The organism is Marilutibacter spongiae, from assembly GCF_014145325.1.
GTDB classification, from domain to species: domain Bacteria; phylum Pseudomonadota; class Gammaproteobacteria; order Xanthomonadales; family Xanthomonadaceae; genus Marilutibacter; species Marilutibacter spongiae.
Map to the genome: position 1 here is coordinate 1 of NZ_JACHTF010000014.1, position 24,814 is coordinate 24,814.

At 70.0% G+C, this 24,814-nt stretch carries 27 protein-coding genes and 1 pseudogene; 10 read left to right on the forward strand and 18 right to left on the reverse strand.

Translation table 11 applies throughout. The annotated features are described in order from the left end of the window. The 7 genes from H4F98_RS12425 to H4F98_RS12455 form a co-directional block, all read right to left on the reverse strand. Positions 1 to 2,297, reverse strand: a 2,297-nt coding sequence (locus tag H4F98_RS12425) for a Tex family protein (RefSeq protein ID WP_182688140.1), incomplete at its 3' end; no start/stop codon positions are given. Positions 2,298 to 2,624: 327 nt separating this feature from the next. Continuing rightward, complete coding sequence (locus H4F98_RS12430; RefSeq protein WP_182688142.1) at positions 2,625 to 4,646, reverse strand: M2 family metallopeptidase; 2,022 nt, start codon at positions 4,644 to 4,646, stop codon at positions 2,625 to 2,627. 91 nt (positions 4,647 to 4,737) lie between these two features. Beyond that, on the reverse strand, positions 4,738 to 5,229 hold the full coding sequence (locus H4F98_RS12435; RefSeq protein ID WP_182688144.1) for a hypothetical protein: 492 nt from the start codon (positions 5,227 to 5,229) through the stop codon (positions 4,738 to 4,740). 51 nt (positions 5,230 to 5,280) lie between these two features. Then, positions 5,281 to 5,541, reverse strand: a complete 261-nt coding sequence (gene minE / locus H4F98_RS12440) for a cell division topological specificity factor MinE (RefSeq protein ID WP_182688146.1) — start codon at positions 5,539 to 5,541, stop codon at positions 5,281 to 5,283. Positions 5,542 to 5,543: 2 nt separating this feature from the next. Beyond that, positions 5,544 to 6,353: a septum site-determining protein MinD gene (gene minD / locus H4F98_RS12445; protein WP_141518264.1), complete on the reverse strand. Its 810-nt coding sequence runs from the start codon at positions 6,351 to 6,353 to the stop codon at positions 5,544 to 5,546. 25 nt (positions 6,354 to 6,378) lie between these two features. Beyond that, complete coding sequence (gene minC, locus H4F98_RS12450; protein WP_182688148.1) at positions 6,379 to 7,158, reverse strand: septum site-determining protein MinC; 780 nt, start codon at positions 7,156 to 7,158, stop codon at positions 6,379 to 6,381. Beyond that, the gene (locus H4F98_RS12455) at positions 7,155 to 7,754 is read right to left on the reverse strand and encodes a GNAT family N-acetyltransferase (protein WP_182688150.1); all 600 of its coding nucleotides are present in this window, start codon (positions 7,752 to 7,754) and stop codon (positions 7,155 to 7,157) included. The genes minC and H4F98_RS12455 overlap by 4 nt, the downstream gene beginning before the upstream one ends. 162 nt (positions 7,755 to 7,916) lie before the next feature. Between H4F98_RS12455 and H4F98_RS12460 the strand changes: the two genes are divergently transcribed. The 7 genes and pseudogenes from H4F98_RS12460 (at position 7,917) to H4F98_RS12485 (ending at position 13,676) form a co-directional block, all read left to right on the forward strand. Further along, on the forward strand, positions 7,917 to 9,125 hold the full coding sequence (locus tag H4F98_RS12460) for a sensor histidine kinase (protein WP_182688152.1): 1,209 nt from the start codon (positions 7,917 to 7,919) through the stop codon (positions 9,123 to 9,125). Next, positions 9,122 to 9,763: a response regulator gene (locus H4F98_RS12465; RefSeq protein WP_182688154.1), complete on the forward strand. Its 642-nt coding sequence runs from the start codon at positions 9,122 to 9,124 to the stop codon at positions 9,761 to 9,763. The genes H4F98_RS12460 and H4F98_RS12465 overlap by 4 nt, the downstream gene beginning before the upstream one ends. Before the next feature lie 216 nt (positions 9,764 to 9,979). Then, positions 9,980 to 11,167, forward strand: coding sequence for a polyketide cyclase (locus H4F98_RS12470; RefSeq protein ID WP_182688155.1), 1,188 nt, complete (start codon positions 9,980 to 9,982; stop codon positions 11,165 to 11,167). A gap of 633 nt (positions 11,168 to 11,800) precedes the next feature. Beyond that, positions 11,801 to 11,896 (forward strand): annotated as a pseudogene (locus H4F98_RS17055) (IS110 family transposase); the annotation flags it as partial. Positions 11,897 to 12,081: 185 nt separating this feature from the next. Then, positions 12,082 to 12,465, forward strand: a complete 384-nt coding sequence (locus H4F98_RS12475) for a DUF423 domain-containing protein (protein WP_182688156.1) — start codon at positions 12,082 to 12,084, stop codon at positions 12,463 to 12,465. Positions 12,466 to 12,468: 3 nt separating this feature from the next. Beyond that, positions 12,469 to 13,143 carry a DNA-3-methyladenine glycosylase family protein gene (locus H4F98_RS12480; RefSeq protein WP_182688157.1) on the forward strand — a complete coding sequence of 225 codons (675 nt, stop codon included), beginning with the start codon at positions 12,469 to 12,471 and terminating at the stop codon, positions 13,141 to 13,143. Between the two features lie 143 nt (positions 13,144 to 13,286). After that, positions 13,287 to 13,676 carry a hypothetical protein gene (locus H4F98_RS12485; RefSeq protein ID WP_182688158.1) on the forward strand — a complete coding sequence of 130 codons (390 nt, stop codon included), beginning with the start codon at positions 13,287 to 13,289 and terminating at the stop codon, positions 13,674 to 13,676. A 90-nt stretch (positions 13,677 to 13,766) separates the two neighbouring features. Here the strand turns inward: H4F98_RS12485 and H4F98_RS12490 are convergent, their stop codons facing one another. From H4F98_RS12490 to H4F98_RS12520, 8 genes are all read right to left on the reverse strand, one after another. Beyond that, positions 13,767 to 14,576, reverse strand: coding sequence for a M15 family metallopeptidase (locus H4F98_RS12490; RefSeq protein WP_182688159.1), 810 nt, complete (start codon positions 14,574 to 14,576; stop codon positions 13,767 to 13,769). A gap of 9 nt (positions 14,577 to 14,585) precedes the next feature. Next, complete coding sequence (locus tag H4F98_RS12495; protein WP_182688160.1) at positions 14,586 to 15,161, reverse strand: PH domain-containing protein; 576 nt, start codon at positions 15,159 to 15,161, stop codon at positions 14,586 to 14,588. 25 nt (positions 15,162 to 15,186) lie between these two features. Beyond that, positions 15,187 to 15,312, reverse strand: a complete 126-nt coding sequence (locus H4F98_RS16935) for a hypothetical protein (RefSeq protein ID WP_281368145.1) — start codon at positions 15,310 to 15,312, stop codon at positions 15,187 to 15,189. Between the two features lie 39 nt (positions 15,313 to 15,351). After that, positions 15,352 to 15,528 (reverse strand): DUF4177 domain-containing protein, encoded by a 177-nt coding sequence (locus H4F98_RS12500; RefSeq protein ID WP_182688161.1) that lies wholly within the window; start codon positions 15,526 to 15,528, stop codon positions 15,352 to 15,354. After that, a complete protein-coding gene (locus H4F98_RS12505) occupies positions 15,521 to 15,733 on the reverse strand; it encodes an Arc family DNA binding domain-containing protein (RefSeq protein ID WP_182688162.1) in 213 nt (70 codons plus the stop codon). Before H4F98_RS12505 ends, H4F98_RS12500 begins: the two co-directional genes overlap by 8 nt. 8 nt (positions 15,734 to 15,741) lie before the next feature. Then, positions 15,742 to 16,116, reverse strand: coding sequence for a hypothetical protein (locus H4F98_RS12510; RefSeq protein ID WP_182688163.1), 375 nt, complete (start codon positions 16,114 to 16,116; stop codon positions 15,742 to 15,744). A 7-nt stretch (positions 16,117 to 16,123) separates the two neighbouring features. After that, positions 16,124 to 17,002 (reverse strand): SPFH domain-containing protein, encoded by an 879-nt coding sequence (locus tag H4F98_RS12515; protein ID WP_182688164.1) that lies wholly within the window; start codon positions 17,000 to 17,002, stop codon positions 16,124 to 16,126. Positions 17,003 to 17,150: 148 nt separating this feature from the next. After that, entirely contained in the window at positions 17,151 to 18,125 is a 975-nt protein-coding gene (locus H4F98_RS12520) for a hypothetical protein (RefSeq protein ID WP_182688166.1), read from the reverse strand. Between the two features lie 103 nt (positions 18,126 to 18,228). On the opposite strand from H4F98_RS12520, the gene purT reads away from it, so the two are divergent. After that, positions 18,229 to 19,443, forward strand: coding sequence for a formate-dependent phosphoribosylglycinamide formyltransferase (purT, locus tag H4F98_RS12525; protein ID WP_182688168.1), 1,215 nt, complete (start codon positions 18,229 to 18,231; stop codon positions 19,441 to 19,443). Positions 19,444 to 19,558: 115 nt separating this feature from the next. After that, positions 19,559 to 20,035 (forward strand): hypothetical protein, encoded by a 477-nt coding sequence (locus tag H4F98_RS12530; RefSeq protein WP_182688170.1) that lies wholly within the window; start codon positions 19,559 to 19,561, stop codon positions 20,033 to 20,035. A gap of 19 nt (positions 20,036 to 20,054) precedes the next feature. On the opposite strand, the gene H4F98_RS12535 is transcribed toward H4F98_RS12530, so the two are convergent. Continuing rightward, positions 20,055 to 21,281, reverse strand: a complete 1,227-nt coding sequence (locus H4F98_RS12535) for an endonuclease/exonuclease/phosphatase family protein (protein WP_246373171.1) — start codon at positions 21,279 to 21,281, stop codon at positions 20,055 to 20,057. Positions 21,282 to 21,289: 8 nt separating this feature from the next. Next, complete coding sequence (locus H4F98_RS12540) at positions 21,290 to 22,069, reverse strand: arginyltransferase (RefSeq protein ID WP_182688174.1); 780 nt, start codon at positions 22,067 to 22,069, stop codon at positions 21,290 to 21,292. A gap of 134 nt (positions 22,070 to 22,203) precedes the next feature. On the opposite strand from H4F98_RS12540, the gene H4F98_RS12545 reads away from it, so the two are divergent. Next, positions 22,204 to 22,884 carry an EF-hand domain-containing protein gene (locus tag H4F98_RS12545; protein ID WP_182688177.1) on the forward strand — a complete coding sequence of 227 codons (681 nt, stop codon included), beginning with the start codon at positions 22,204 to 22,206 and terminating at the stop codon, positions 22,882 to 22,884. A gap of 639 nt (positions 22,885 to 23,523) precedes the next feature. Here the strand turns inward: H4F98_RS12545 and H4F98_RS12550 are convergent. Then, positions 23,524 to 24,747: an RNA polymerase sigma factor gene (locus H4F98_RS12550; RefSeq protein ID WP_182688179.1), complete on the reverse strand. Its 1,224-nt coding sequence runs from the start codon at positions 24,745 to 24,747 to the stop codon at positions 23,524 to 23,526. Positions 24,748 to 24,814 lie beyond the last annotated feature (67 nt).

Sequence of the window (24,814 nt, forward strand, 5' to 3'; positions counted from 1 at the left end):
CTGCCGCGCGCGGCGTCGCGCCCGCGGCCGCCGGCCGGCCGACCCGCCTCGCGCGGTCCGCGCGAGGCCTCGCGTGGCTCGCGCTGCGGCGCGGTGGCCGGGTCCAGGCGTCGCGACAGCGCGATGCGCTTGCGCGGTACGTCGACTTCCAGCACGCGCACCTTGACCACGTCGCCGGCCTTGACCACGTCGCGCGGGTCCTTGACGTAGCGGTCGGCCAGTTCCGAGATGTGCACCAGGCCATCCTGGTGCACGCCGATGTCGACGAAGGCGCCGAACGCGGCGACATTGCTCACCACGCCTTCCAGCACCATGCCTTCGCGCAGGTCCTTGATGTCCTCGACGCCGTCGGCGAAGCGGGCGGCCTTGAACTCCGGGCGCGGGTCGCGACCGGGCTTCTCGAGCTCCCTGAGGATGTCGCGCACGGTCGGCACGCCGAAGGTCTCGTCGGTGAACTGCTCGGCCTTCAGGCCGCGCAACAGGGCGCTGTCGCCGATCAGCTGCTTCACGTCGCGGCCGCACCGGGCGAGGATGCGCTCGACCACCGGGTAGGCCTCCGGATGCACGGACGAGGCGTCCAGGGGTTGCTCGCCCTCGCTGATGCGCAGGAAGCCCGCGCACTGCTCGAAGGTTTTCTCGCCCAGGCGCGGCACCTTCAGCAGGGCCTTGCGGCTGGCGAAGGGGCCGTTCTGGTCGCGATAGACGACGATGTTCTCGGCCACCGTCGTCGACAGTCCGGAGACGCGGGTAAGGAGCGCGGCCGAGGCGGTGTTGACGTCGACGCCGACCGCGTTCACGCAGTCCTCCACGCGCGCGTCCAGCGCCCGGGCGAGCCGGTACTGGTCGACGTCGTGCTGGTACTGGCCGACGCCGATCGCCTTGGGCTCGATCTTCACCAGTTCGGCGAGCGGATCCTGCAGGCGACGCGCGATCGACACCGCGCCGCGCAGGGACACATCCAGGTCGGGGAACTCCTTGGAGGCAAACTCCGACGCCGAGTACACCGAGGCGCCGGCCTCGCTGACGACGATCTTCTGCATCGCCTGCGCGGGCAGCAGCTTGAGCAGGTCGCCGGCCAGCTTGTCGGTCTCGCGCGAGGCGGTGCCGTTTCCGATCGCGACCAGCTCCACGCCGTGCTTCTCGCACAGCGCCCGCAGCACGTGCAGCGAGGCGTCCCACTGGCGCCGGGGCTCGTGCGGGTAGATGGTGGCGGTGTCGACCAGTTTGCCCGTGCGGTCGACCACCGCGACCTTGACGCCGGTGCGCAGGCCCGGGTCCAGCCCCAACACCGCCTTCGGGCCCGCGGGGGCGGCCAGCAGCAGGTCCTTGAGGTTGTCGCCGAACACGTCGATGGCCTCGGCCTCGGCCTTCTCGCGGGCCTGGCCGAACAGGTCCAGCATCAGGTGCAGGTGCAGCTTGGCCTTCCAGGCCAGGCGGCACCCGTCGAGCAGCCACTTGTCGGCGGGGCGGCCCTGGGCGCGGATGCCGGCGTGCACGGCGACCCGGCCCTCGGCCTGGGCATGGCCGGCCTCGGCATCGCTCCCGGGGTCGAGGTCCAGGAACAGGAATTCCTCGCGCCGGCCGCGGAACAGCGCCAGCAGGCGATGCGAGGGGATCGCGGCGAGGTTCTCGGCGTGGTCGAAGTAGTCGCGGTACTTGGCGCCCTCGGCCTCCTTGCCCTCGGCGACGCGGGCGCGGATCACGCCCACCTCGGACAGCCAGGCGCGCAGGCCGCCGACCAGGGTCGCGTCCTCGGCCCAGCGTTCCATCAGGATCGCGCGCGCGCCGTCCAGCGCGGCCTTGGCGTCGGCCACGCCCTTGTCGGCGTCCACGTAGGCGGCCGCGGCCTCCTCGGGCACCTGCATCGGATCGTCGAGCAGGCCATCGGCCAGGGGCTCCAGTCCGGCTTCGCGGGCAATCTGGGCCTTGGTGCGGCGCTTGGGCTTGTAGGGCAGGTAGAGGTCTTCCAGGCGCGCCTTGCTGTCGGCGGCCTCGATGTCGGCGCGCAGCGCGTCGTCCAGCTTGCCCTGTTCCTCGATGCTCGCCAGCACGGCGCTGCGCCGGTCCTCGAGTTCGCGCAGGTAGGTCAGCCGCGTTTCCAGGTTGCGCAACTGGATGTCGTCCAGTCCGCCGGTGACTTCCTTGCGGTAGCGGGCGATGAAGGGCACGGTGGCGCCTTCGTCGAGCAGGCCGATGGCGGCGATGGCCTGGGCGGGCTGGGCGCCGATCTCATCGGCGATGCGGGAGGCGATCTGGGCGGCGACGCGGGTCGCGCTGGACTTGGAGCTGTCGGACATCGATTTCTGGCATTGCGGGACGCGGGGTCCGGGGCGTCGATTGTGGCAATGCGCCGCGGCCAGCGGTACCCGTTGACAAGCCGGGCCGAACCCGCCCCGGCCGCGGGCAGCACCGTTGCGAAACGACGGCCAGGCGAACGCCGGTATCCGGCATCGGCTCTACCGCTGCCCCGGGTGCGTTTTGCTTGCCCGGGTTGCAGGGACGGCCTATGGGGTTGGGACGCAGGCCACCCGGGTCAGCCGAGCGGCATTCACCCCCAGTCGGGAGAAGAACAAAAAAACGGGCCGGCGAATGGCCGGCCCGTCGGGTGGCGCGTGGCGGAGCGGTCAGCCCTGGGCGTCGGCGCTGGCCGCGGCATCGTCTGCCGCTTCCTCGCCGGCCGGCGCCGGCGCGGGCACCGTGGTGCTGGCCTGCCAGCCGCAGGTCTGGCCTTCGTTCTGCTCCTTCAGCCAGTCCTGCAGCGGTGCGAAGTATTCCAGCACCGCACCGGCGTCCATGCTCTCGCCGCCGGTCAGCTCCTTGAGGGTCTGCTGCCAGGGCTGGCTTGCGCCCTTGGCCAGCATGGCCTGGAACTTCTCGCCCGCGGCCTTGTTGCCGTAGAAGCTGCACTGGTACAGCGGGCCTTCGTATCCGGAGGCATCGCACAGCGCCTTGTAGAACTGGAACTGCAGCACGTGCGACAGGAAGTAGCGCGTGTACGGGGTGTTGCCCGGCACGTGGTACTTCGCGCCCGGGTCGAAGAACTCCTCGCCGCGCGACTCGACCGGGGCGACGCCCTGGTACTTGGCCTTCAGGTCCCACCATGCCTTGTTGTATTCGCCCGGCGCGATCGAGCCGTCGAACACGCCCCAGCGCCAGCGGTCGATCATCAGGCCGAACGGCAGGAACGAGACCTTGGCCAGGGCCATGCGCATCTGCGCGTTGATCAGCGCCTCCTTGCTCTGCTGCTGCGCGTCCACCAGGCCGATCGACTGCAGGTACTCGGGGGTCATCGACAGCACGATGGTGTCGCCGATGGCCTCGTGGAAGCCGTCGTGCGCGCCGTTCTGGAAGATCGGCGGCTGGTCCTTGTAGAGCATGTAGTAATAGACGTGGCCCAGCTCGTGGTAGATGGTCGTGAAGTCTTCCTCGTTGGGCTTGATGCACATCTTGGTGCGCACGTCGTCGGCCATGTCCATCGGCCAGGCGCTGGCGTGGCAGACCACGTTGCGGTCGCGCGGCTTGATGAACTGGGTCTTGTCCCAGTACGTCGCCGGCAGCTTGGGCATGCCCAGAGAGGTGTAGAAGTCCTCGGCGCGCTCGGTCATCTGGCGCGCGGTGGCGAGATCGGCGCCATGCTCGATCTCGGCCAGGTCGGAGGCGTTGCGCTCGCCCTTGTGCCGGGCCATCCCGGCGGCGAAGTTCTGCTGCCACTGGCCTTCGAGCGCGCCGGTGATGTCCAGGCTGCCGGCGTTGCGGTAGGGCGCCAGGATGTCCCACAGGTTGCCCCAGTCCTGCTGCCACATGTTGCCCATCAGGTGGGCGGGCAGCATGCCGCCGGCGACCTCGCCCTTGTCCTCGCCGTACTTGGCGTCCAGGCGGGTGCGGGCGTAGCAGTGCAACTGCTCGTAGAGCGGCTTGACCTGGCCCCAGAGGCGGTCGGTCTCGGCCGCGATCTCGGCCGGGGTCATGTCGTAGCCCGAGCGCCACATCTCGCCGGCGTCGGCATAGCCCATCTCCTGGGCGCCTTCGTTGACCAGCTCCACGAAGCGGGTGTAATCCTTGCGCATCGGCTGGGCGATGGTGTGCCAGCCGCGCCAGGCGTCGAGCTGGTCGTCGTAGTCGCGGTCGCTGCGCAGCACGTCCTCGAGCTCGCCGAGCTGGCGGCACTTGCGTGCGTCGCCTTCGCCGGTGCAGTACTCGCCCTCGCCGTACATGGCCTCCATGCTGGCCGCGATCTTCGTCAGCTCCGAGAGCTTGGCCGGATCCCGCGGCGCGGGCATCGAGGTGCTCAGCTTGAGCAACTGGATGGCGCGCGCGGTCTGCGGCGACATCTCCTGGCCCTCGAACTTCTTGGCCTGCTCGATCCAGCTGTTGAGCTGGGTCAGCATGCGTTCGTTGGCCTTGGAGGAGATCAGCTGGCTGTCGCTGTTGATGTAGGTCGAGGCGATCCACTGCGCGGAGGTGATCTCCGGGTACATGGCGCGCATCTCGTCGTTGACGCGGGCGACGAACTGGTCGGCGGTCTCGCCGCCGGGGGTGGTCGAGCCGGTGGTGCCGGCGTCGTCGCTGGACGGCTTGCTGCAGCCGGCCAGGCCGATGACGGCCGCGGTGATGCCGAGCGCGAGCAGGGCGCGGACAGGTTTCATGGGATGGGATCTCCTCGAACGGATCGCGCCGATGCGCTGAAAACGCAAGGCTAGAGGCCGTTCCCGGGTGGCGCAAGTGCGCGAGGCGGGGTCAGCAGGGCGCCGGAACGGGCAGGGCGAGGGTGCGCGCCGGCAGTTCGACGAGGCCGCGGGCCTGCAGCCAGCGCCAGGCGGCGTCGGAATCGTGTTCGAAATAGGCGGCGGCCGATCCCAGCCGGAAGGTGTAGCCCCAGGCGTCCATGTCGGCCAGCACGCGCGCGCGTCCGACCCCGGGCAAAGCGTCGCCGAGCAGGGCCTGCAGGATGCAGACCGCGTCTTCCTCCTCGATCGAGTCGGTGGCGTCGGTATGGACGGCGGCGCGGCGCTCGGGCGGCAGCACGATCAGGTGGCAGGCTTCGTGCAGAAGCGAATGCACCGGCGTGTCGCCGCGCGCATGGACCGTGCTGCCGATCAGCCCGGCCTCGCATTCGCCCCAGTAGCTGCCGGGGATCGGCATGCCGTCGGCGACCCGCTCCAGGCGCAGGCCATAGCGCGCCAGCAGGGCCGCCACGGCCTCGTGTTCGATGTCGGCGAGGGTCAGCATCGCGGGACGCGCGGTGCGCGGCGGCGGGGTGCGCGCGCCGCGTGCCGCGGCTCAGGCCTGGGCGGGGTTCTCGGGCAGCGAGACCGAGATGTCCAGCACCTTGCTGTCGCCCTCGCCGATCAGGTCGACCTTGACCGCCTCGGCGTCGACGTTGACGTACTTGCGGATCACCTCGAGGAGCTCGCGCTGCAGGGTCGGCAGGTAGTCGGGGCCGCCGCGGGTGGCGCGCTCGTGGGCGACGATGATCCGCAAGCGGTCCTTGGCGACCGATGCCGTCTGCTTCTTGGCCAGCAGGAAGTCGAACAATCCCATCATCAACCTCCGAACATCTTGCTGAAGAAGCCCTTCTTCTCGACGTGGGTGAAGCGCATCGGGCGGGTGTCGCCGAGCAGGCGGGCGACGGCGTCGTCGTAGGCCTGGGCGGCATCGGATTCGGTGTCGAGGATGACCGGTTCGCCCTTGTTGGAGGCGTTGAGCACGTCCCCGGACTCCGGGATCACGCCGATCGTCTTCAGGCCGAGGATCTCCTCGACGTCGCCGACGCTGAGCATCTCGCCGGTTTCCACGCGCTTGGGGCTGTAGCGGGTGAGCAGCAGGTGCTCCTTGACCCGCTCGCCGTTCTCGGCCTTGCGCGTCTTCGAGGAAAGCAGGCCCAGGATGCGGTCGGAATCGCGCACCGAGGAGACTTCGGGGTTGACCACGACGACGGCCTGGTCGGAGAAGTACATCGCCAGGTAGGCGCCCTTCTCGATGCCGGCCGGGGAGTCGCAGACGATGTAGTCGAAGCCCTCGTCGGACATCTCCTTGAGGACCTTCTCCACGCCTTCCATCGTCAGCGCGTCCTTGTCGCGGGTCTGCGAGGCGGCCAGCACGTAGAGGTTGTCGAAGCGCTTGTCCTTGATCATCGACTGCTTGAGCGTGGACTCGCCGTTGACGACATTGACGAAGTCGTACACCACGCGGCGCTCGCAGCCCATGATGAGGTCGAGGTTGCGCAGGCCGACGTCGAAGTCGATCACGGCCACCTTGTGTCCACGACGGGCAAGTCCACACGCGAGGCTGGCGCTGGTGGTGGTCTTGCCGACGCCGCCCTTGCCTGACGTGACTACGATGATTTCGGCCAAGTTCAAATCCTCCGGTGGAGCGGCATCAGTCGAGTGCCGCTATTTTTAGTTGTTGGTCTTCCAGCCAGACCTGCACGGCCTTGCCGCGCAGGTCGGAGGGTATGTCTTCCAGCACCCGGTAGTGGCCGGCGATGGCCACCAGCTCGGCATGGAACTCGCGGCAGAAGATGCGGGCCTGCTCGTTGCCCTGAGCGCCGGCCAGTGCGCGGCCGCGCAGGGGGCCGTAGATGTGGACCGAGCCGTCGGCGATCACTTCCGCGCCCGCGCCCACCGGCGAAAGCACGGTGAGGTCGCGATTGTCGGCATAGACCTGCTGGCCCGAGCGCACCGGCGCGGACTGGATCTTGCCCGGCTGGCCGCTGCCGGGCACCGCGGCAGCGGCCGGCGCGGCGGGGCGGGCCGATGCCGGGGAGGCTTGCGCGGGCGCCGGTTCAACTGCCGGGGCCGGCGTGCCATCGGCGCGCTCGTACTGGGCGCGGAACTTGGCCAGCAGCGGCAGGCCCAGGGCCTCGGACAGGCGCTCGGTCTCGGGGGTGCCATAGGCCAGCGCCACCGGCAGCACGCCCGCCTCGACGAGTCCGTCGATCAGGGCACGGGCGGTGGTGGCGTCGGGCACCTGCGACAGCCCGCCGAAGTCGATCACCACCGCGGCGCGCGCGAACAGCTTGGGCGCGCGCTGGACGCGCTGGCGCATCTCGTCGACGAGGCGGGCGACGTCGAGGGAGCGGATGCGAAGGTTGGCAATGCCGACCTGGCCGATCTTGAGTTCGCCGGCCTGCTCGTAGTCCATCGCCGCTGCGCTCATCGACCGGTGCCCGTCATGCGGGGCGGGCTGGCCAGGTGCGCGCGATTGCGTACCCACGGCGCGTCGGGCAACTCGCCGCCGTAGGTGTCCCGCACCCAGGCATAGCTGCACAGGGGCTTCATGAGCATCGCCGCGCGGACGTTGACGCCGGGCATGACATGCTGGCCGATCTCGCGAAAGCCGAAGCTGCCGTGGAAGAGCAGGGCCGGGTCGTGGCCGCCTTCCAGGAAGACCTCGCAGGCCATCTGCGGGTACCGCAGCTCGGCATAACTCTGGGCATCGGCGTAGAGGGCGCGCCCGACGCCGCCGCCGCGGCGCCGGCTGGCGACGACGATGCGGTCGATGTAGAAAAAGTCGGCGTGGCGGTCCCGGAACCAGTTGAAATTGCTGCTCTCGTGCTCGGCGCGGCTGCCGACGCCGATCATGAAGCCGGCCAGGGTGTCGTCGCGGAGGGCGACGCGGAAGTACTCGGCGGTATCGAAGAAACGGCGGACCCTCGCCGCGTCCAGCGGCAGGATGGCGGGGCCGGCGGCGTTGTTGAGGGCAAGGACGGAATCCAGCTCGTGCTCGTGCACGTCGCGGACGACGATCGACATTCCTGACTCCATGTGATTCCTGGCCGGGGGCGTGGGGCGCTCCGGCAATGCGGGATTATCGCATGGCCGGGGCGGCTCGGCGAAGTGCCGGCGACCCCGCCGGGCGTCGCGGCATGACTTTCGGGCGGCCCTGCACCCCCGCAATGCCGTTAGCATGCGGGAATGTTGACCCATCTGAACCATTCCCGACTGCTTCGCTATGCCGGCCTGTTCACCTGGGTCGTTGTGGGCGTGCCCCTGCTCTACCTCTATTCATGGTCCTGGCTCCTCGAGGCCGGCGGGGTGGAGTCGGGCGTGGCGGCCGGGTTCGCGGCGATGCCCTGGGCGGCGATCGCGGCCTACGCGCTCTTCGGCGCGAGCTATGCCTGGCTGACCCGGGAGCTGGGCGGGCGCCAGGTCCGCTGGGTCGACCAGTTGTTCCTGCTGGTGCTGACCGCCAGCGCGGTCGGGGTCAGCTATTTCACCGAGACCGGCCTGGGCAGCATCCTGCTGATGGTCACCGCCAGCGTCCTGCCGTGGATGCTGCCGTTGCGGGTCGGCGTGGCCTGGCTGGTCCTGAGCCAGCTGATCATCGTCCCGGTCTACATCCGCCTGGACCTGCCGGTCTTCGAGGCGGTGATGCAGTCGGTCCTGTACGCAGGCTTCTCGGGCTTCGTCTTCGTCACCAGCCTGGTCGCGCGCCAGCAGTCGCTGGCGCGGGAGGAGCAGCGCCAGCTGAACGCGGAGCTGCGCGCCACCCGCGCACTGCTCGCCGAGAGCGCCCGCGTGAACGAGCGCACCCGCATCTCGCGCGAGCTTCACGACCTGCTCGGCCACCACCTGACCGCGTTGAGCCTCAACCTGGAGGTCGCCAGCCATCTGTCCGAAGGGCGGGTCAAGGACCACGTCCGCCAGGCCCACACGCTCGCCAGGCTGCTGCTGACCGATGTGCGCGAGGCGGTCAGCCAGCTGCGCGAGGGCGGCGCGATCGACCTGGAGTCCGCGCTGCGGCCCCTGGCCGAGAACGTGCCCTCGCTGAACATCCAGATGGACATCCAGTCGCCGCTCACCGTGGACGACCCCGAGCGCGCGCATACCCTCCTGCGCAGCACCCAGGAGATCATCACCAACACCGTCCGCCACGCCCACGCCCGAAACCTGTGGATCGAGGCCCGCAGCGAGGATGGCATGATCGTCATGCGGGCCCGGGACGACGGCCGCGGTGCCGAGGCGCCGGTGCCCGGCAACGGCCTGCAGGGCATGCGCGAACGCCTGCAGCAGCAGGGCGGCGAACTTACGATAGAGACACGACCGCAGGCCGGGTTCTCGCTGCGTCTCGTATTGCCTGCCACGGTGGCCGCGGCCCCCGTCAACGAAGGAGTGGTTGCATGATCCGCGTATTGCTCGTAGACGATCAGACCCTGGTGCGCCAGGGGGTACGTTCCCTGCTCTCGCTGGCGGAAGGCATCGAAGTGGTGGCCGAGGCCGGCGACGGCCGGCAGGCGGTGGAGATGGTCCCGGAGGTCCGGCCCGACGTGGTCCTGATGGACATGCGCATGCCGGTGATGTCCGGGTTGGAGGCCCTGCAGGCGCTGGCCCATGCCAACAACCTGCCGCCCACGATCATCCTGACCACCTTCGACGACGACCAGCTGGTCCTGGCCGGGCTCAAGGCCGGTGCCAAGGGCTACCTGCTCAAGGACGTGTCGCTGGAGCAGCTGGTGGGCGCGATCCAGACCGTGGCCGAGGGCGGTTCGCTGGTCCAGCCGGCGATGACCCAGCGACTGCTCTCGGGCCTGGAGCACATGCGCAACGATTTCGTCAGCCTCGATCGCCCGGATCCGCTGACCGACCGCGAGACCGAGATCCTGCGCCTGATGGCCGGCGGCTTCTCCAACAAGGAGATCGCCAATTCGCTGGGCGTCGCGGAGGGGACCATCAAGAACCACGTGTCGAACATATTGTCCAAGCTCGGCGTGCGCGATCGCACGCGGGCGGTGCTCAAGGCGTTCGAGCTGCAGCTGGTCTGAGCCGGGGGCGGGCGAGCGTGTGCGCATGACGGCCTTCCGGTGGACCTGAACCGGGGCCCGGGGCGGGTGGCCAGCCGCCTCCAGGACCGGCGCGGGGCGTGGACCGGACGGCCTTCCGGGTTCCTGCGAAAGAGTAATGCGCCGGCCCCGTTACCTTTGCTAGGATTGTGGGTCTGCGCCCCGGTTTGGTCCCGGGTCGGTCCTGGAGAACGCTGAATGACCCGTCTGATCGAAATCCTGATTTCCCTTGCCATCGTCGCCGCGCTGTTCCTGACGCTTGGCGTGCTGTTGCCGGATCGCCGCCACCTCGAGGAAAGCGTCGAGACGAACCGCAAGCTGACCATCGTCTACGACACCATCAACAGCCTGCGCCGCTTCGACGACTGGAACGCGCTGGTCCTGCACGATCCCGCGATCAAGCTGGAACTGTCGGGCCCCGAGTCGGGCGTCGGCGCGCGCCTGGAATACACGTCCGAGGTCGAGGAAATCGGTACCGGCAGCTGGGAGATCACCGGCAACGAACCGCTCAAGAGCGTCAGCTACGCCCTGACCACCCGTCCCGGCGGCAACAATCCGTTCCGCGGACGCGGCAAGAACCAGCGCAGCACCTTCACGCTGACCCCGACCGGCCGCAGCGGTCGCAACACCATGATCACGCAGATCTACGACGTCGACTACGGCTGGGACCTGCTGGGCCGCTACTCGGGCATGTACGTGGCCAGCAACTTCGGCCAGGACATGAAGCTCAGCCTGTCGCGCCTGACCAACATGCTGTCGACGGTGCCGAACATCGACTACACCGAGTTCGGCAAGGACGACCCGTCCAAGGCGCCGCGCACCGACGATCGCCCGGCCGAGAACCTGCTGGTCGTCAGCGCCGCCGTGCCGCGCGAGAACGAGGCCGTCGCCAAGCAGATGAAGGCCAACCTGGAGTGGATCCGCAAGGTCATGGACGCCAACAACCTGGTGGCCGCCGGTCCGCTGCGCATCGTCACCAATGAGTTCGGTTCCGAGAGCTACTCCTTCGACACCGCGATGCCGGTGCGCAAGAAGGGCAGTGGCGACACCGCCGCGAAGGATGGTGACGACGAGGGCGAGGACGGCGAGGACGCCAAGCCGGTTGCCGTCGCCAAGCCCACCACCGATGCGCCGAAGCTGGAAGGCATCAAGGTCGAGGGCGACAACAACCCGGTCGAGGTGGTCTACTCGCCCGCCGGCAAGGTGGTTGCCGTGCCGTTCACCGGCCACATGGCCAACCTGTCCAAGGTGCGCGACGCACTGCGGGCCTGGGCGCTGACCCGCGGCTACGAGACCGTGGACCGTCCGTACGAAGACTGGAACAACGGCGTCGACAAGGGCTTCACCGAGGAAGGCGATTTCGTCGTCTACTGGGGCGTCAAGTAAGCACGCGGTCCCCGCGATGATCCACGAAGAAGGCGCCGCTCACGCGGCGCCTTTTTTTGTTTTCTCCCAGCTGGGGGAATGCCGCCTGGCCGATCCGGGCAACCTCGGCCCCGACCCTGCGCCGTCATCCCGCGAACGCTGGGATCCAGCCTTTGCTTTCCAACTCCCGGTGGGTGCGCTTCGTTTACCTGGGCTACGGGGCGAGTCGCCTTTGCGATTGCCCCGCGATCCCACGCCCCTCGTAGGGTGGGTAGCGCGAAGCAAAACCCATCGCGCGCCGTGCGTGCAGCTTCGCGACGGTGGGTTTCGCCTTCGGCTCTACCCACCCTACGAGGCCTGGCACGGCCTACGGGCTCTTTCTCCCAGCTGGGGGAATGCCGCCTGGCCGATCCGGGCAACCTCGGCCCCGACCCTGCGCCGTCATCCCGCGAACGCTGGGATCCAGCCTTTGCTTTCCAACTATCGGTGGGTGCGCTTCGTTTACCTGGGCTATGGGGCGAGTCGCCTTTGCGATTGCCTCGCGATCCCACGCCCCTCGTAGGGTGGGTAGCGCGAAGCAAAACCCATCGCGCGCCGTGCGTGCAGCTTCGCGACGGTGGGTTTCGCCTTCGGCTCTACCCACCCTACGAGGCCTGGCACGGCCTACGGGCCCGCGGAAAGCCGGCCATGGTTGCCATCGTGGCCGTCATGCGAAAACTGCTAGTCATCCTCAATGCCCGCCCGCGCGACACCTTCAAAAACACGACAATCGCCATCCGACGAACACAGTGGCTACGGGTATCGGGACCGGTCAGCCCTGGCGCCCCGCATGGAACCCCACTCCCCACGCAATCCGATTCCCCATTCCCCATTCCCCATTCCACCGACGGACGCGCCTGCTAAGGTGCCAGACCCGTGCAACAGGATCCGAGCAGATGCCCGCTGGCCCCGACGCCCTTGCCGCCCCCGCGAATACCGTGCAACGCGTGCTGGCCGCGTCGGGTGCCGTGCTGGCCGCCCTGTCGGTCGGCCTGGCGGCCTACGCCTCGCACGCCGTCGACGCGAGCGCGCGTCCCCACCTGATGCTGGCGGCGATCTTCGCGTTCGGGCACGGCGTGGCCCTGGCGTCGCTGGCGCCGGCGTGCCGGCGCCGCCTTGGCATCGGGGCCCTGGCGGCGTTGCTGCTGGGGGTGCTGCTGTTCTCCGGCAGCCTGGCGGGCGGCCAGTTGCTGGGGTGGCCCACGCGGCTCGCGCCGACCGGCGGCAGCCTGATGATCCTGGCCTGGCTGGCGCTGGGTATCGACCTGGGGCGGCGCTGAGCCATGCCGCGCCAGGTCCGCGGCTTCGATACCGCCGAGGCGTACGCCTGGCTCGCCCGCCGCGACCGTCGGCTGGGCCGCTGGATGCGGCGCATCGGTCCGATCGATGCGGACCCGCGCTGGAAGAAGCGCTTCGATCCGGTCGATGCGCTGGCGCGGGCGATCCTGTTCCAGCAACTGAGCGGAAAGGCGGCCGCCACCATCGTCGGTCGCGTCGAGGGCGCCATCGGCAGCGGGCGCCTGCATTGCGACACGCTGGGTCGCTGCGAGGATCCCGTGCTCAGGGCCTGCGGGGTCTCGGGCAACAAATTGCTGGCCCTGCGCGACCTGGCCCGCCGGGAGGCGGCGGGCGAGATTCCCACGCTCCGCCAGATGGCCTGGATGGAGGATGCCGCCCTGGTCGAGGCCCTGGTCCCGATTCGCGGCATCGGCCGCTGGACGGTGGAGATGATGTTGATGTTCCGCCTCGGGCGTCCCGACGTCCTGCCGGTCGACGACCTGGGCATCCGCAAGGGCCTGCAGCGGGTCGACGCGCTGGAGGCGATGCCGACCCCGCGCGAGCTGGCCGAGCGCGGGGAACGCTGGGGGCCGTACCGGACCTATGCCAGCCTGTACCTGTGGCGGATCGCCGACGATACGGGCGCCGACCGGCCGCCCACGCCGCGCTCGCAGGAATAGCCACGACGCCGGCCCAGCGTCGCGTGCCGGCCGGGCGTCATGCGTCCTTCACGTGCCCCGTCGATCCCGCGCCCCGCGCTTTCGCGGCGCCTCCACGCGCGCCATGAGAGCGTAGCCTCCTGCAATGAAACAGGGGCACCCCCATGAGCCGATACAAGCGCGGACTGGTCTTCCGAACCCTCTTCACCCTGGTGCTGATGATCGTGGTGGGGATGGTGGTGGCGAGCCCGTCCAACAAGTGGCGACTGGAGGTCAGCAGCGATGCCGACAGCGCCGGAGAAGTGGTCATCCGCTTGACGCCCGAAGACGGCACGCCGACCGACGTGCGCATCGCGATCCCGGACGACACCGGCGAGAACCACATCGCCCGGCTGATCAGCGCGGGCCTCAAGGCCGAGGTGGGCGACACCTACCACGTCGAGGTCGACGACGGCGAAGACGTGCTGGTGAAGAAGCGCGGCGGGCCCGACTTCGACCTCCAGGTCATCGAGTTGACGGTGAAGGGAACGCGCATCCACGCGCAGCACGAATAGCGGTTCGCGACATCGCCCGGTGCCATGCCGGGCCTTCCGGAAAGCCCGCTTCGCCGCGGGCTTTCGCGTGCCGGTCCCGGCGTCGTGGGGTCAGGCGGTGTCGGCGGGCGAATGGCGCCAGTGCCAGGGCTCGTACACGATGCCGTGCGGGTTGTCGCGCGGATAGCTCATGTGGAACCCATGGCGGGCCGCGTTCGCGACCAGCCATGCAAACGCCGCGGTCCCTTCGAACGAGGTCTCCGCCGGGGGCTCGCCCGGCGTGCCGATGTCCAGCGCGAGCCCGGAATGATGCTCGCTGTATCCCGGCGCGGCGTTGACCTGCAGGATCTCGTCGACCTCCAGCCCGCGCGCGCGCTTGCGCTCGAAAATACCCAGCTGGTAGGCGTGGCTCCGGTAACCCGAGATCGCCTCGAGCAGGACGCCGTCGCGTTGCGCGCCCGCGCGCATGGCCGCCCAGGCCGGGGCGGCGTGGGCATGCAGCCACAAGGGACGGCGGTAGCGGTCGAAACCGGCGAGCGACAGCCAGGCCGGCTCGGGGACCAGGGCCAGCCCGGTGCGCTCGCCGTAGGCATGGTCCAGCCCGAGGGCCTCTAGCCGCGCTTCCAGCCCGGCCAGCGGCAGGTTGGCCACGCGTTCGAGGCCGGCGCGCCGATGCGTGGGGACGGTGTCGAGCGCGGCCAGGGCCTCGTCGATGCCCGCTTCGCGCGCCAGCCGCGGGACCAGCGACAGCAGCCCCTCGGGCAACACGGCAGCCAGGTAGCGCCCGTCGCGCTTGCGTCGCAGCACGTGGCGCGCGCGGGCCAGGGCGCGGGCGTCGCGATTGCCGCGTGCGCGCAACAGGCGTGCCGGCCACAGTTCGATGTCGGCGGTGTTGACCAGGATGTCGGGTGCGCGCGGCATGCAGGGAGCTTAGTCCCGATGCGACGCCTCCGCCAAGCCGCGCAGCCGCGACAGCAATCCGTGCGGATCCTCCGGGCTCAACAGCAGGTAGCGACCGTCCCGGCGGGGCAGGAGCAGCACGCGATCGCGGCGCGTCAGCAGGCAGAACGCCCGGCGCCGGTTGCGCAACAGGCAGTGGCCCGCGGTGAAGCCGGGCAGGGACATGCCGAACAGCCGAAGCCAGGGTCGATGGTCCACGTGCTCGTCGAGGTCGAGGACGCGGGCATGCGCCAGGTCGAGCGCCGCGACCGGCACGCGCTGCGTGAACACCGAGGCCGCCATCACCCGCAACACGTCGCCCTCCAGCGCGATGCGACGGTATTGCAGGAGGATGTACGGGCCGACGACCACCATCGCGCACGCGAACGGCGTAATCAGCCACGCCGGCACCGGCTCGGTCGCGGCCTCCCCGTGCGGGCTCAGGTAGGCCACCACCAGCAGGACGGCCCACAGTCCCGGGAAGAACCAGCGGGTGCGTCCCGCCAGCGGGGCGACGGCGAACGCTTCCTCGCCGTCGGCGCTCCGCGTCCGGTCGCCGTGCTGCATGCCCTTGCCCGCCCGGACCATGGGGTCAGTGCGACCGCAGCAGGGCCAGCCCCGCGCCGAGCATCAGCGCCGACGCGGCGGCCAGCAGGACGACGATCCGGCGGGCATGGCGGGGGGAACGGCGTTCGATCAGCTTGATGACGTGAAGCATGGTGGGCTCCTTGGTCGCGCGGAGGGATGGCGTGCGGACTCAGGCGGGCTTCTTGAAGAACAGCCTGAGCGTATGGCTGGACTGCGACTGGACCACCGACACCAGCTCCCAGCCTTGCTGGCCGTGCTTGTCCAGTTCCTGTTGCAGTTGCTCGGTCTGGTTGGCGAACAGCTTGTAGGGGACTTCGGTGACCTTGTGCTGCCAGCGGTTACTCATCGGTGTCTTCCTCGGGGGTGGCGGCCCCGCCAGGCGGCGATGGCGCCGCGGAGCGGGGCAGTCGGCCGGCCTTGCGCAAGGCGTCGCGCAGGACGTACTCGATCTGGGCGTTCAGGCTGCGCAACTCGTCGTCGGCCCATCCCTGCGCCGCGGCGAGCACGTCGGCGTTGATGCGCAGGGGGTAGGCTTTTTTCTTCTCGGCCACGGCGCTTCTCAGGTCCGCCCGCCGTCGGGTTCGGAGGGCGCGGGCGGGCGGGGCAGGTAGTCGCGCCGGGCGGCCGAGGCGGCGCGGAACAGCGCGAAGCCCAGGCCGTTGACCACGAGCAGCAGGACAAGTACCACGGCGATCATCCGGCCTTCGTCGTCGCCGGCCGCGTACAGGCCCGCCGCGCCCAGGACCAGGGCGACGCCCACCAGCCCCAGCAGGCGGGCCAGACGGCGTGCGACCGCAGCCGGGTCGCGCAGGCGGCGTGCGTCCAGGCCGTTCACCCAGTGCAGGTCGCCGCGGCCGATGCGCCAGGCGATGGCGAACATCGGCAGGCTGCCGGCGAACAACAGGGCGGGGACGAGCAGGTCGCGGGTGTCCATACGGGCCTCAGTACAGCGTGCCCGCGTTGACGATCGGCTGGGTGCTGCGATCGCCGCAGAGCACGACGAGCAGGTTGCTCACCATCGCCGCCTTGCGCTCTTCGTCCAGGTCGACGACGCCGTTCTTCTGCAGTTCCTCGAGCGCCATTTCGACCATGCCGACTGCGCCGGCGACGATGCGGGTGCGGGCGGCGATCACCGCGTTGGCCTGCTGGCGTTGCAGCATGGCCTGGGCGATCTCCGGCGCATACGCCAGGTGGCTGATGCGGGCCTCGATGACGTCCACGCCGGCCTCGGTCAGGCGCTCGTCGAGGTGGTGCTTGAGGCGATCGGAGATCTCGTTGGGATGGCTGCGCAGCGAGATCTGGTCCTCGTCGTGCTGGTCGTAGGGGTAGCTGGTCGCCATCGCGCGCAGCGCGGCCTCCGACTGGATGTGCACGAAGCTCTCGTAGTCGTCGACGTTGAAGACCGCTTCGGCCGAGTCGACCACGCGCCAGACGATCACCGCGGCGATCTCGATCGGGCTGCCGTCGAGCTCGTTGACCTTGAGCTTGCCGCTCTCGAAATTGCGCACGCGCAGCGAGATCTTGCGCTTGGAGAAGAAGGGGTTGTTCCAGCGCAGGCCGTTGTCCTTGACCGTGCCCACGTACTTGCCGAACAGGCTGAGCACCGCGGACTGGTTGGGCTGCACGGTGTACAGGCCGATCAGGCTGAAGAACGCCAGCAGCGCCAGCACGATCCCGCCGACGACCATCGACAGCGAGGCCGGGCCATTGCCGTCCGCGCGGGCGCCATTGACGAACAGCCAGCCGGCCAGCAGCACCGCGACCAGTACGCCGAGCAGGAAGGGGATGCCGGGAAGCGAACGGACATGGTTTTCTTTCATGGTGGGACCCTCGGGTGGATGCAAATAATTTGATATCAAAATGATATCAAGTCAAGTGCGACGCGAAAGCGCCGCGGCCCAGACGGCGACTTGCGCCCGTTATGCGCGCCATCGGCAGAGGATTTTCCTTTTCAATCAGTGGGTTGGGTCAGGGTTTGGGTTGGGGCGCGGCCGCGGCAGGTGCCGGCGGCTGGATCCGGAACAGCGGCGCGGGAATGAACTCGCCGGTGGCGAGGAGGGCGCTGCCGTCCGCCCGCCAGCCCATCGCTTCGGCCTGCGGCAGCCAGGGCAGGGGGGCCATGTCGGGCGCGCGCGCGATGGCGCGGCTCCAGTCCTCGACCCCCTGGCGCGTGTACACCATGAGGTCGCGGTAGGTCATGACGGCCAGTCGGCGGCCGTCGGGAGAGAGGTCGGCCGCGGTGACCTGGTGCTCGTAACGTCGTCGGCGCGGCGCATCCGCCGGAATGTCGTTCGCCGGCCCCGGCACCCCTGCCAGGGCGCCACGGGCCGCGGCGACCTGCAGGCCATCGCCCTGGGGGCGCAGGGGCAGGCTGAACAGCTCAGGGGGCGTCCGCTTCTTGGAGACCAGCAGGATCTGGCCACCGGCGGCGTCGACCGCGACCGCCTCGCAGTCGAGCGGTCCGTCGGGCCAGCGGAAGGCGATCGACCAGGCCGGTTCGAGGCGCGCGTTCTCCAGGACAGCCGGCTCTTCGAAGACATGCAACTGCAGGGTGCGCCGCAGCCCGCCGTTGTCGCCGGTGTCGGCGACCAGCAGGTAGGCCCGTCCGTCCAGTTCGAAGGCCGCCATGTCTTCCCAGTCGGTCTTGGTCACCCCTTCCACGGTGAAGGTCGCGATCCTGCCGCCATTGGCATCGGTGGCGAACAGGCGTGCGGGATTGCCGCCGTCGTCGTGCATCCAGAGCACGCCGGGGTGTCGCCGCGAGGCCGCCAGCCCGCTGATCTCGCTCATCTGCGCGTCGAGCAGCACGCCCTGCACGCCGTTCTCGCCGGCGGCCTCCTCGCCGCTGCCGCAGGCGACCAGTGCAAGCGGGAGGCAGGACGACAGCAGCCATGCCTGCCAGCGAGGGCATGGACGGCTGCGGCGGTGGCGGGGCCGGGACATGCCGGAAGCATCGCACGGCCCCCGGTGGCGCCCAAGTGGGTGGCGGGCCCGTGCGACCGCCTCGACTAGAATGAACGCCCGACCTTTCGCCACAGGACCTGCCATGACCACCCTCGGCACCCCGCTCTCCCCCCATGCCTTCCGCGTGCTGCTGCTGGGCTCGGGCGAACTGGGCAAGGAAGTGGCGATCGAGCTGCAGCGCTTCGGCGTCGAGGTGATCGCCGCCGATCGCTACGCCGATGCGCCGGCGATGCAGGTCGCTCATCGCAGCCATGTCCTGGACATGCTCGACGGACAGGCGATCCGCGAGCTGGTGGCCGCCGAGCGCCCGCACCTGATCGTGCCGGAGATCGAGGCCATCCATACCGCGACCCTGGTCGAACTGGAGCAGGAATTCGCCGAACGCGGCAGCGACACCCGGGTCATCCCGACCGCACGCGCCGCGCGGCTGACCATGGACCGCGAGGGCATCCGCCGCCTGGCCGCGGAAACCCTCGGCCTGCCGACTTCGCCTTACCGCTTCGTCGACACGCCCGCCGAATACCGCGAGGCCGTCGCGGCGATCGGCCTGCCCTGCGTGGTCAAGCCGGTGATGTCCTCCTCGGGCAAGGGCCAGAGCACGGTGCGCGACGCCGCCGACGTCGATGCGGCCTGGGATTACGCCCAGACCGGCGGACGCGCGGGTGCCGGCCGTTGCATCGTCGAGGGCTTCGTGGACTTCGACTACGAGATCACCCTGCTGACGGTGCGCCACGCCGGCGGCACCGCGTTCTGCGCGCCGGTCGGGCACCTGCAGCGCGACGGCGACTACCGCGAAAGCTGGCAGCCGCAGCCGATGTCGGCGCGCGCGCTGGAACGGGCCCGGGCGATTGCCCGCGCCATCACCGACGACCTCGGCGGCTGGGGGCTGTTCGGCGTCGAGCTTTTCGTCAAGGGCGACGAAGTCTGGTTCAGCGAGGTCTCGCCGCGCCCGCACGACACCGGCCTGGTCACGCTGGCGTCGCAGTCGGCCAGCGAGTTCGCCCTGCATGCGCGCGCCATCCTCGGTTTGCCGGTCCACGCCGACGCCGACGGCCAGGTGCCGCTGGTGGGGCCCACCGCATCCTGCGCTGTGCTGGCCGAGGGCCACGGCATCCCCGTGTTCGAAGGCGTGGATGCCGCGCTTGCGGCGCCGGGGACGCAGCTGCGCCTGTTCGGCAAGCCGCGGGTCGAGGGCCAGCGTCGCGTCGCGGTTACCCTGGCCCACGGCGGGAGCGTCGATGCCGCGCGCACCGGCGCTCGCGAGGCCGCCGCGCAGCTCAAGGTGCGCCTGCGCTGATCGGGCGCCTTCGCTACAGTCGACGACTGCGCGGGCCATCGCGCTGCACCCTTGGCGGCACGCGGCGACGGACCGCGGCCGCCTTCCACCCGCAACCGCGACACCAGGAGATGCCATGAACGACGTGCAGGGCTACGCCGTGTTCTTTTTCCCCAAGGCGATCGAAGCGCTGGGCGGCGCAATCGAGCCTTACCTGCTCGGCGAGAAGGGCGGCGAGCACGTCCTCTGCCGCGAGGTCGACACCGGCGGCGCCTTCACCAAGATGGTGCTCGATGGACGCACGCCGCAGGGCACGGCGGTGGAACTGGAACTGATGATCCCCGGCAGCATGGTCAGGATGATCGTCTCCGCGCGCAGCGAGGAGGCCTTCGGTTTCGGTCCCCGCGTGCAGACCGCATTGCCGGCGCAGGCGATCGTGTCCGACGCGCCGGTGCCCGCGGCGCAGGCACCGGCAAAACAGCCCGCCGACCGGCCGGCGAAGAAAGCCGCGAAGGCCTCGCGGCCTCCGGGCGGCCAGACCGCGAAGAAAGCCACGAAGAAAACCGCGAAGAAGGCCGCGACGAAGCCAGCGGGCAGGAAGAAGGACCGCTAGAAGTCGTGCGTGCCGCCGCCTAGGGGGCGCCGCCGGCCAGGTCCACCCAGACCAGGCGGTGGTCGCTGGCGCCGACCAGCTCGGCGCCCGGAGCGTTGCTGCGCGGCCAGAACACGCCGCTGCCGGTGACCGCCAGGCCGACAGACGGCAGCACATAGTCCAGGCGCAAGGTGCCCACGCGGGGCCCGTAGTCGCCGGTGGCCTGCGCGGGCGCACCGCGGCGCGCGACGTCCGGATACCGCGCGGCCGCTTCCTCGGCGCCCTCGCTGCGCGGCGTCGCCATGCGCAGCACGCGCGGGTGCTCCAGCAGTTCGACGATCGCCGCATGGTCGCCGTCGCCGTCGACGGGGTCGTTGTTGTAGTCGCCCAGGATCACGAAGCGCGCATCGGTCGCGAGCCCGCCGCAGGTGCCGGCGTCGTCGCACAGCCACGGCGCGTCGCCGCCGATGTATTCGCGCCACAACCGGATCTCGTCCGCGTTGCGCGCGCCATTGCGGTTCTCGGGGCCATCGAACACCGGCGGCGTGGGGTGCGCGGCCAGGACATGGAGGGTTCCCGCCGGCGTGCGCACCGGAACGTCCCAGTGAGATTTCGAGGACAGGCGCAGGCGCGACCACACCTCTGCCGGGTACCAGGGTTGGCCCGTGGCGGGGTCGCGGGGCTGCCGCGCGCCCGGCATCGCGCTCCATGCCAGCTTTCGGAAAGTGCGCACACGCGCCTCGTCGATCGGGAAGCGCGACAGCAGCAACATGCCGTACTGCCCCGGGTGCAGGCCGAAGCCCCAGGCATCGTTGCCGCGGCCCCGGCCGTCGCCGCCGACCTCGCCGTTGCGGTCCAGGTCGAGCCCGCTGGGCTCGCCGGTGTTGACTGGCGCCAGGTAGCGATGGGGATAGGCGAGGGCGTCGCCGCCGCCGGCCTGGGCCACGCCCAGGTAGCGTTGCTGGAACAGGTCTGCGGCGCGATGCGCATCGTCGAAGTCGAATTCGTTCAGCAGGACCACGTCGGGACGCACGCGCTGCAGGACCGCGGCGATGCGACGCGCGTCGGGGTCGCCGTGCTCCAGTCGCGCGACCAGGCCACCCGCGGTGTCGGAATACAGTGAAGTGTTGTAGGTGGCCAGGCGCAGGGTGCGGCTCCCGGTGTGCGTGGAAGGGGCGGGCGGATCGCCATGGACGTTGACGCGCACGCAGGCGACCGGCGCCATCACGACGATCGCGATCGCGGCGAGCGCGGTGCGCAGTCTCAAGCCGCCCCTCATGGCGTGGCGTCCCCGTCGGCCGGGAACGCCCGCGTAACCGGATCGAACTCACGCCAGCCGCGTCCGTCGAAGCCTTCCAGCGGGTGGAAACGACGCTTGTAGTCCATCTTGCCATGCCCCGCGATCCAGTAGCCCAGGTACAGATGCGCGCGTCGCTCGCGGCGGGCCCACTCGATCTGCTTGAGGATCGCCAGGGTGCCCAGCCCGCGCGCGACGGCATCGGGCTCGAAGAAGGTATACACCGCCGAGAGCGCGTTACCGGCGACATCGGTGACCGCGACCGCCAACAGCCGGCCCGGGCGTCCGGCGCCCGCCTCGCGCAGTTCCATGAAACGCCCTTCGCTCCAGCTGCCGACCAGGAACTGGTCGAACTCCAGCGCGCCGTGGCCGTCCATGCCGCCACCGGGGTGGCGCGCGCGCAGGTAGCGGCGGTACAGGGCCAGCTGCTCCTCGGTCCGTACCGGCTGGCAGACGCGCATTTCGATATCGGCGTTGCGCTTGAGGCAACGTCGCTGGCTGCGGTCGGGGCGGAAGGCATCCACGGGGATGCGTACCGCCACGCAGGCGCGGCAGCCGGCGCAGTGCGGGCGGTAGACGATGTCGCCCGAGCGGCGGAATCCCCATTCCAGGGCCTGCGGATACCAGGCCGGCAGGCGGGGATCGCGCGGGTCCAGGACCAGGTCGCGCGCGGTGCGTTCGGGCCAGTAGCCGCAGGCATGCTCGCCCGTGTGGAACAGGCGCATGTCGTTGTCGTCGCGGCCGGAAGAGTTGCCCATGCCACCAGCATAGCGCCGGGGGCGGCGGCCCTGTCCAGCGCCTGAACCGATCGGGGACGCTGTCAACCCGGTCGCGGGCAGGGCGTTTGATGTCATGACGGCGCCAACGGGCGTCGATGAACCGGAGACAGTCCATGAATCGTTCCCTCCTGCTGGCCGCCATCGCCACCGCGCTCGTGGCCGGTACCGCGCTCGCTGCGCCCCAGGCGCCTGAGGAAGGCCCCGACGCGCCCCCGCGCATGGCCCGCCTGGACAGCAATGGCGACGGCGCCATCGACCGGACCGAGGCTGCGGCGTCGCCCCGCCTGGTCGAGCGTTTCGATCGCATCGACCGCAACGGCGACGGCCGCCTCACCGCGGACGAGCGACCGGGGCGCAAGCACCGCCGCGGCGGTCGCGGCGGCCTGGAGCGCATCATCGCACTCGACGCGAACGCCGATGGCCGTATCAGCAAGGTCGAGGCCGGTAACGACTCGCCGCTCGGCAAGCACTTCGACGACATCGACGCCAACCGCGACGGCTACATCGTGCGCGCCGAGCTGCGTGCCTCGCACGAGAAGATGCGCGCAGAGTTCCAGGCGCGCGCCGCCGAACGCCACAAGGCGCGATTCGCGGAGGTCGACGGCAACAAGGACGGCCGCCTGAGCCAGGCCGAAGTCGAGGCCGGCATGCCGCGGCTGGCCAAGGCCTTCGCCTTCCTCGACGAGAACCGCGATGGCTACCTCAGCGCCGAAGAAGCCCGGCCCGAGCACGGGATGATGTCGGGCCACCCCCGTGGCCGCCATGGCCGCGGCGGCGATCGCACCACGCGCTGAAGCACGTTTTGGAAGCTCCTGTGGGGGAGCCCTGCAGGTGCCTTCGGGCACCTGCTTTTTTTTGCGGCCTTGCCGCCCTGGCCAGGAAGGACGTGCCTGTGTGTGGCCGTGGCCGGGCAAGGGGCTTGAGCCGTAGGCGATACCCACCGTCGCGCAGCCGCACGCATGACGCACGATGGGTTTTGCTTCGCGCTACCCATCCTACGAAGCTACGAGCGCATGATCGCCAGCCGCGTAGCCCGGGTAAGCGAAGCGCACCCGGGGACCCGGGGACCCGGCAAAGGGGATGAGGCACGAAGCGAACCCGTCGATTGACTGCCATCACGCGCGGCGGCGTGTTGGATGCCAAGCGGGGTCGAAGCGTCACCTTGCGCGGCGCAGGAAGCGAAGCGCCTGGCCCCCATTCCTTCCGACCGCCAACGCCCGGGAGTGGTGGTCGAGTACAAGGTCGCGAGCAAGAGCTGTATTCCATCGTGCGCCGGGCAGGCGGTAAACCTGCCGGCCGCTGGCCGCCCCGGCGTGTCGCCTTGGGCATCCCCAGGCTGCCCGGCTCAGCCGTGCGCCACTCTTACCCCGGCGGGAAGATCCTTTTTGCACGATTGCCGACCTGGCCAGGGAAGTGGCTCGTGGTGGCGGGCTTCAGAGCGGGAAGTCGCTCGAGCGCACCACGGCGATCGCGATGACGGCGGTCGCCAGCAGCGAGCTGTAGAGCACTGCCGTGCGCCCCAGGGTGTATTCGTAGCAGCGTCGGCGGCGCTGGTTGACCGGGTAGGCGAGGATCGGCTCCATGATCCTCGGCAGCATCACCAGGTACTGGTAGTTGATGAGGCCCATGCCAGCCAGGAAAACGATCGGCAGCGACCACCACTGCGGCACCAGCGTGAACGCCAGGACCATCGCGCCTCCCCATAGCGCCCCGGTCACGGTGTTGAGGCGCATGAAGCGCAGGACCTGCTGGCGCTCGGCCGGGGTCTGCGCCAGCCGCAGCAGGTACCACAGCGTGGCCGCGGCGCCGAACAGGCCGCCCAGTCCGCCCAGCGCGGCCATGGCGAGGGTGTCGGCATCCAGCCACGCCGCGTTGGCGACGACCGCCATCGTGCCGCCGGCGACGCCACCCGACACGCTGCTGCCGGCGATCGCGCCGCTCCCCAGCTTGCCAAGGCCGCTGCCCACCAGGCCGCTGCCGATGACGGCGGCCGCGCTCGCCGCGGGCGACGCGACGGCCAGGCTGCCAACGACGACCGCAGTGAAGGCCGCCCCCGGCGCGCTGCCGCGGGCGAACTCGCCGAAGCGCTCGAGCATCTCGCCACGGACCAGTTCGCGCGCCCGCGACAGGCGTTTGCGCACCGCGGCATCGCTCAGGCCGAGCAGGGCGGCGACCTGCCTTGAGCGCTGGCCTTCGCGATAGAACAGCAGCAGGGTTTCCCGGCTGTCCTCGGGCAGGCTGGAGATGATGTCGGCGGCCGCCTCTTCCTGCTCGGTCCGCAACAGACGCTCGGCGGGCGAGGGCGAAGGGTCGGCGGCCATGTTGATCGCCATCTCGGCGCCGGAGCCGGTCATCGGCTGGGCGCGCGTGGCCCGCAGGTAGTCGCGGGCCAGGTTGCGGGTGATCTGCCGCAGCCAGGGCAGGAAGCTGGCCTGGTTCTTCAACGTGTCCAGGCCCTGCCAGGCCTTCAGGAAGGCTTCCTGTGCAATGTCCTCGCTCGTGGCCACGTCGCGCACGATTGCCAGGGCGATGGCGGTGATCGAGTTCTGGCAGGCACCGACGATGCGGGCATAGGCGTCGCCGTCGCCGCGCCGGGCGGCCGGAAGGTGGCGTTCCACCAGTTGGTCGATATCGAACTCGGCGGCGATGGCGTTCATGCGGGTCTCCGTGTCGACGCGCCGTGGCCGCGCATCCTCGCCCCCCTGACGAGGCCCGGCGGAAAAC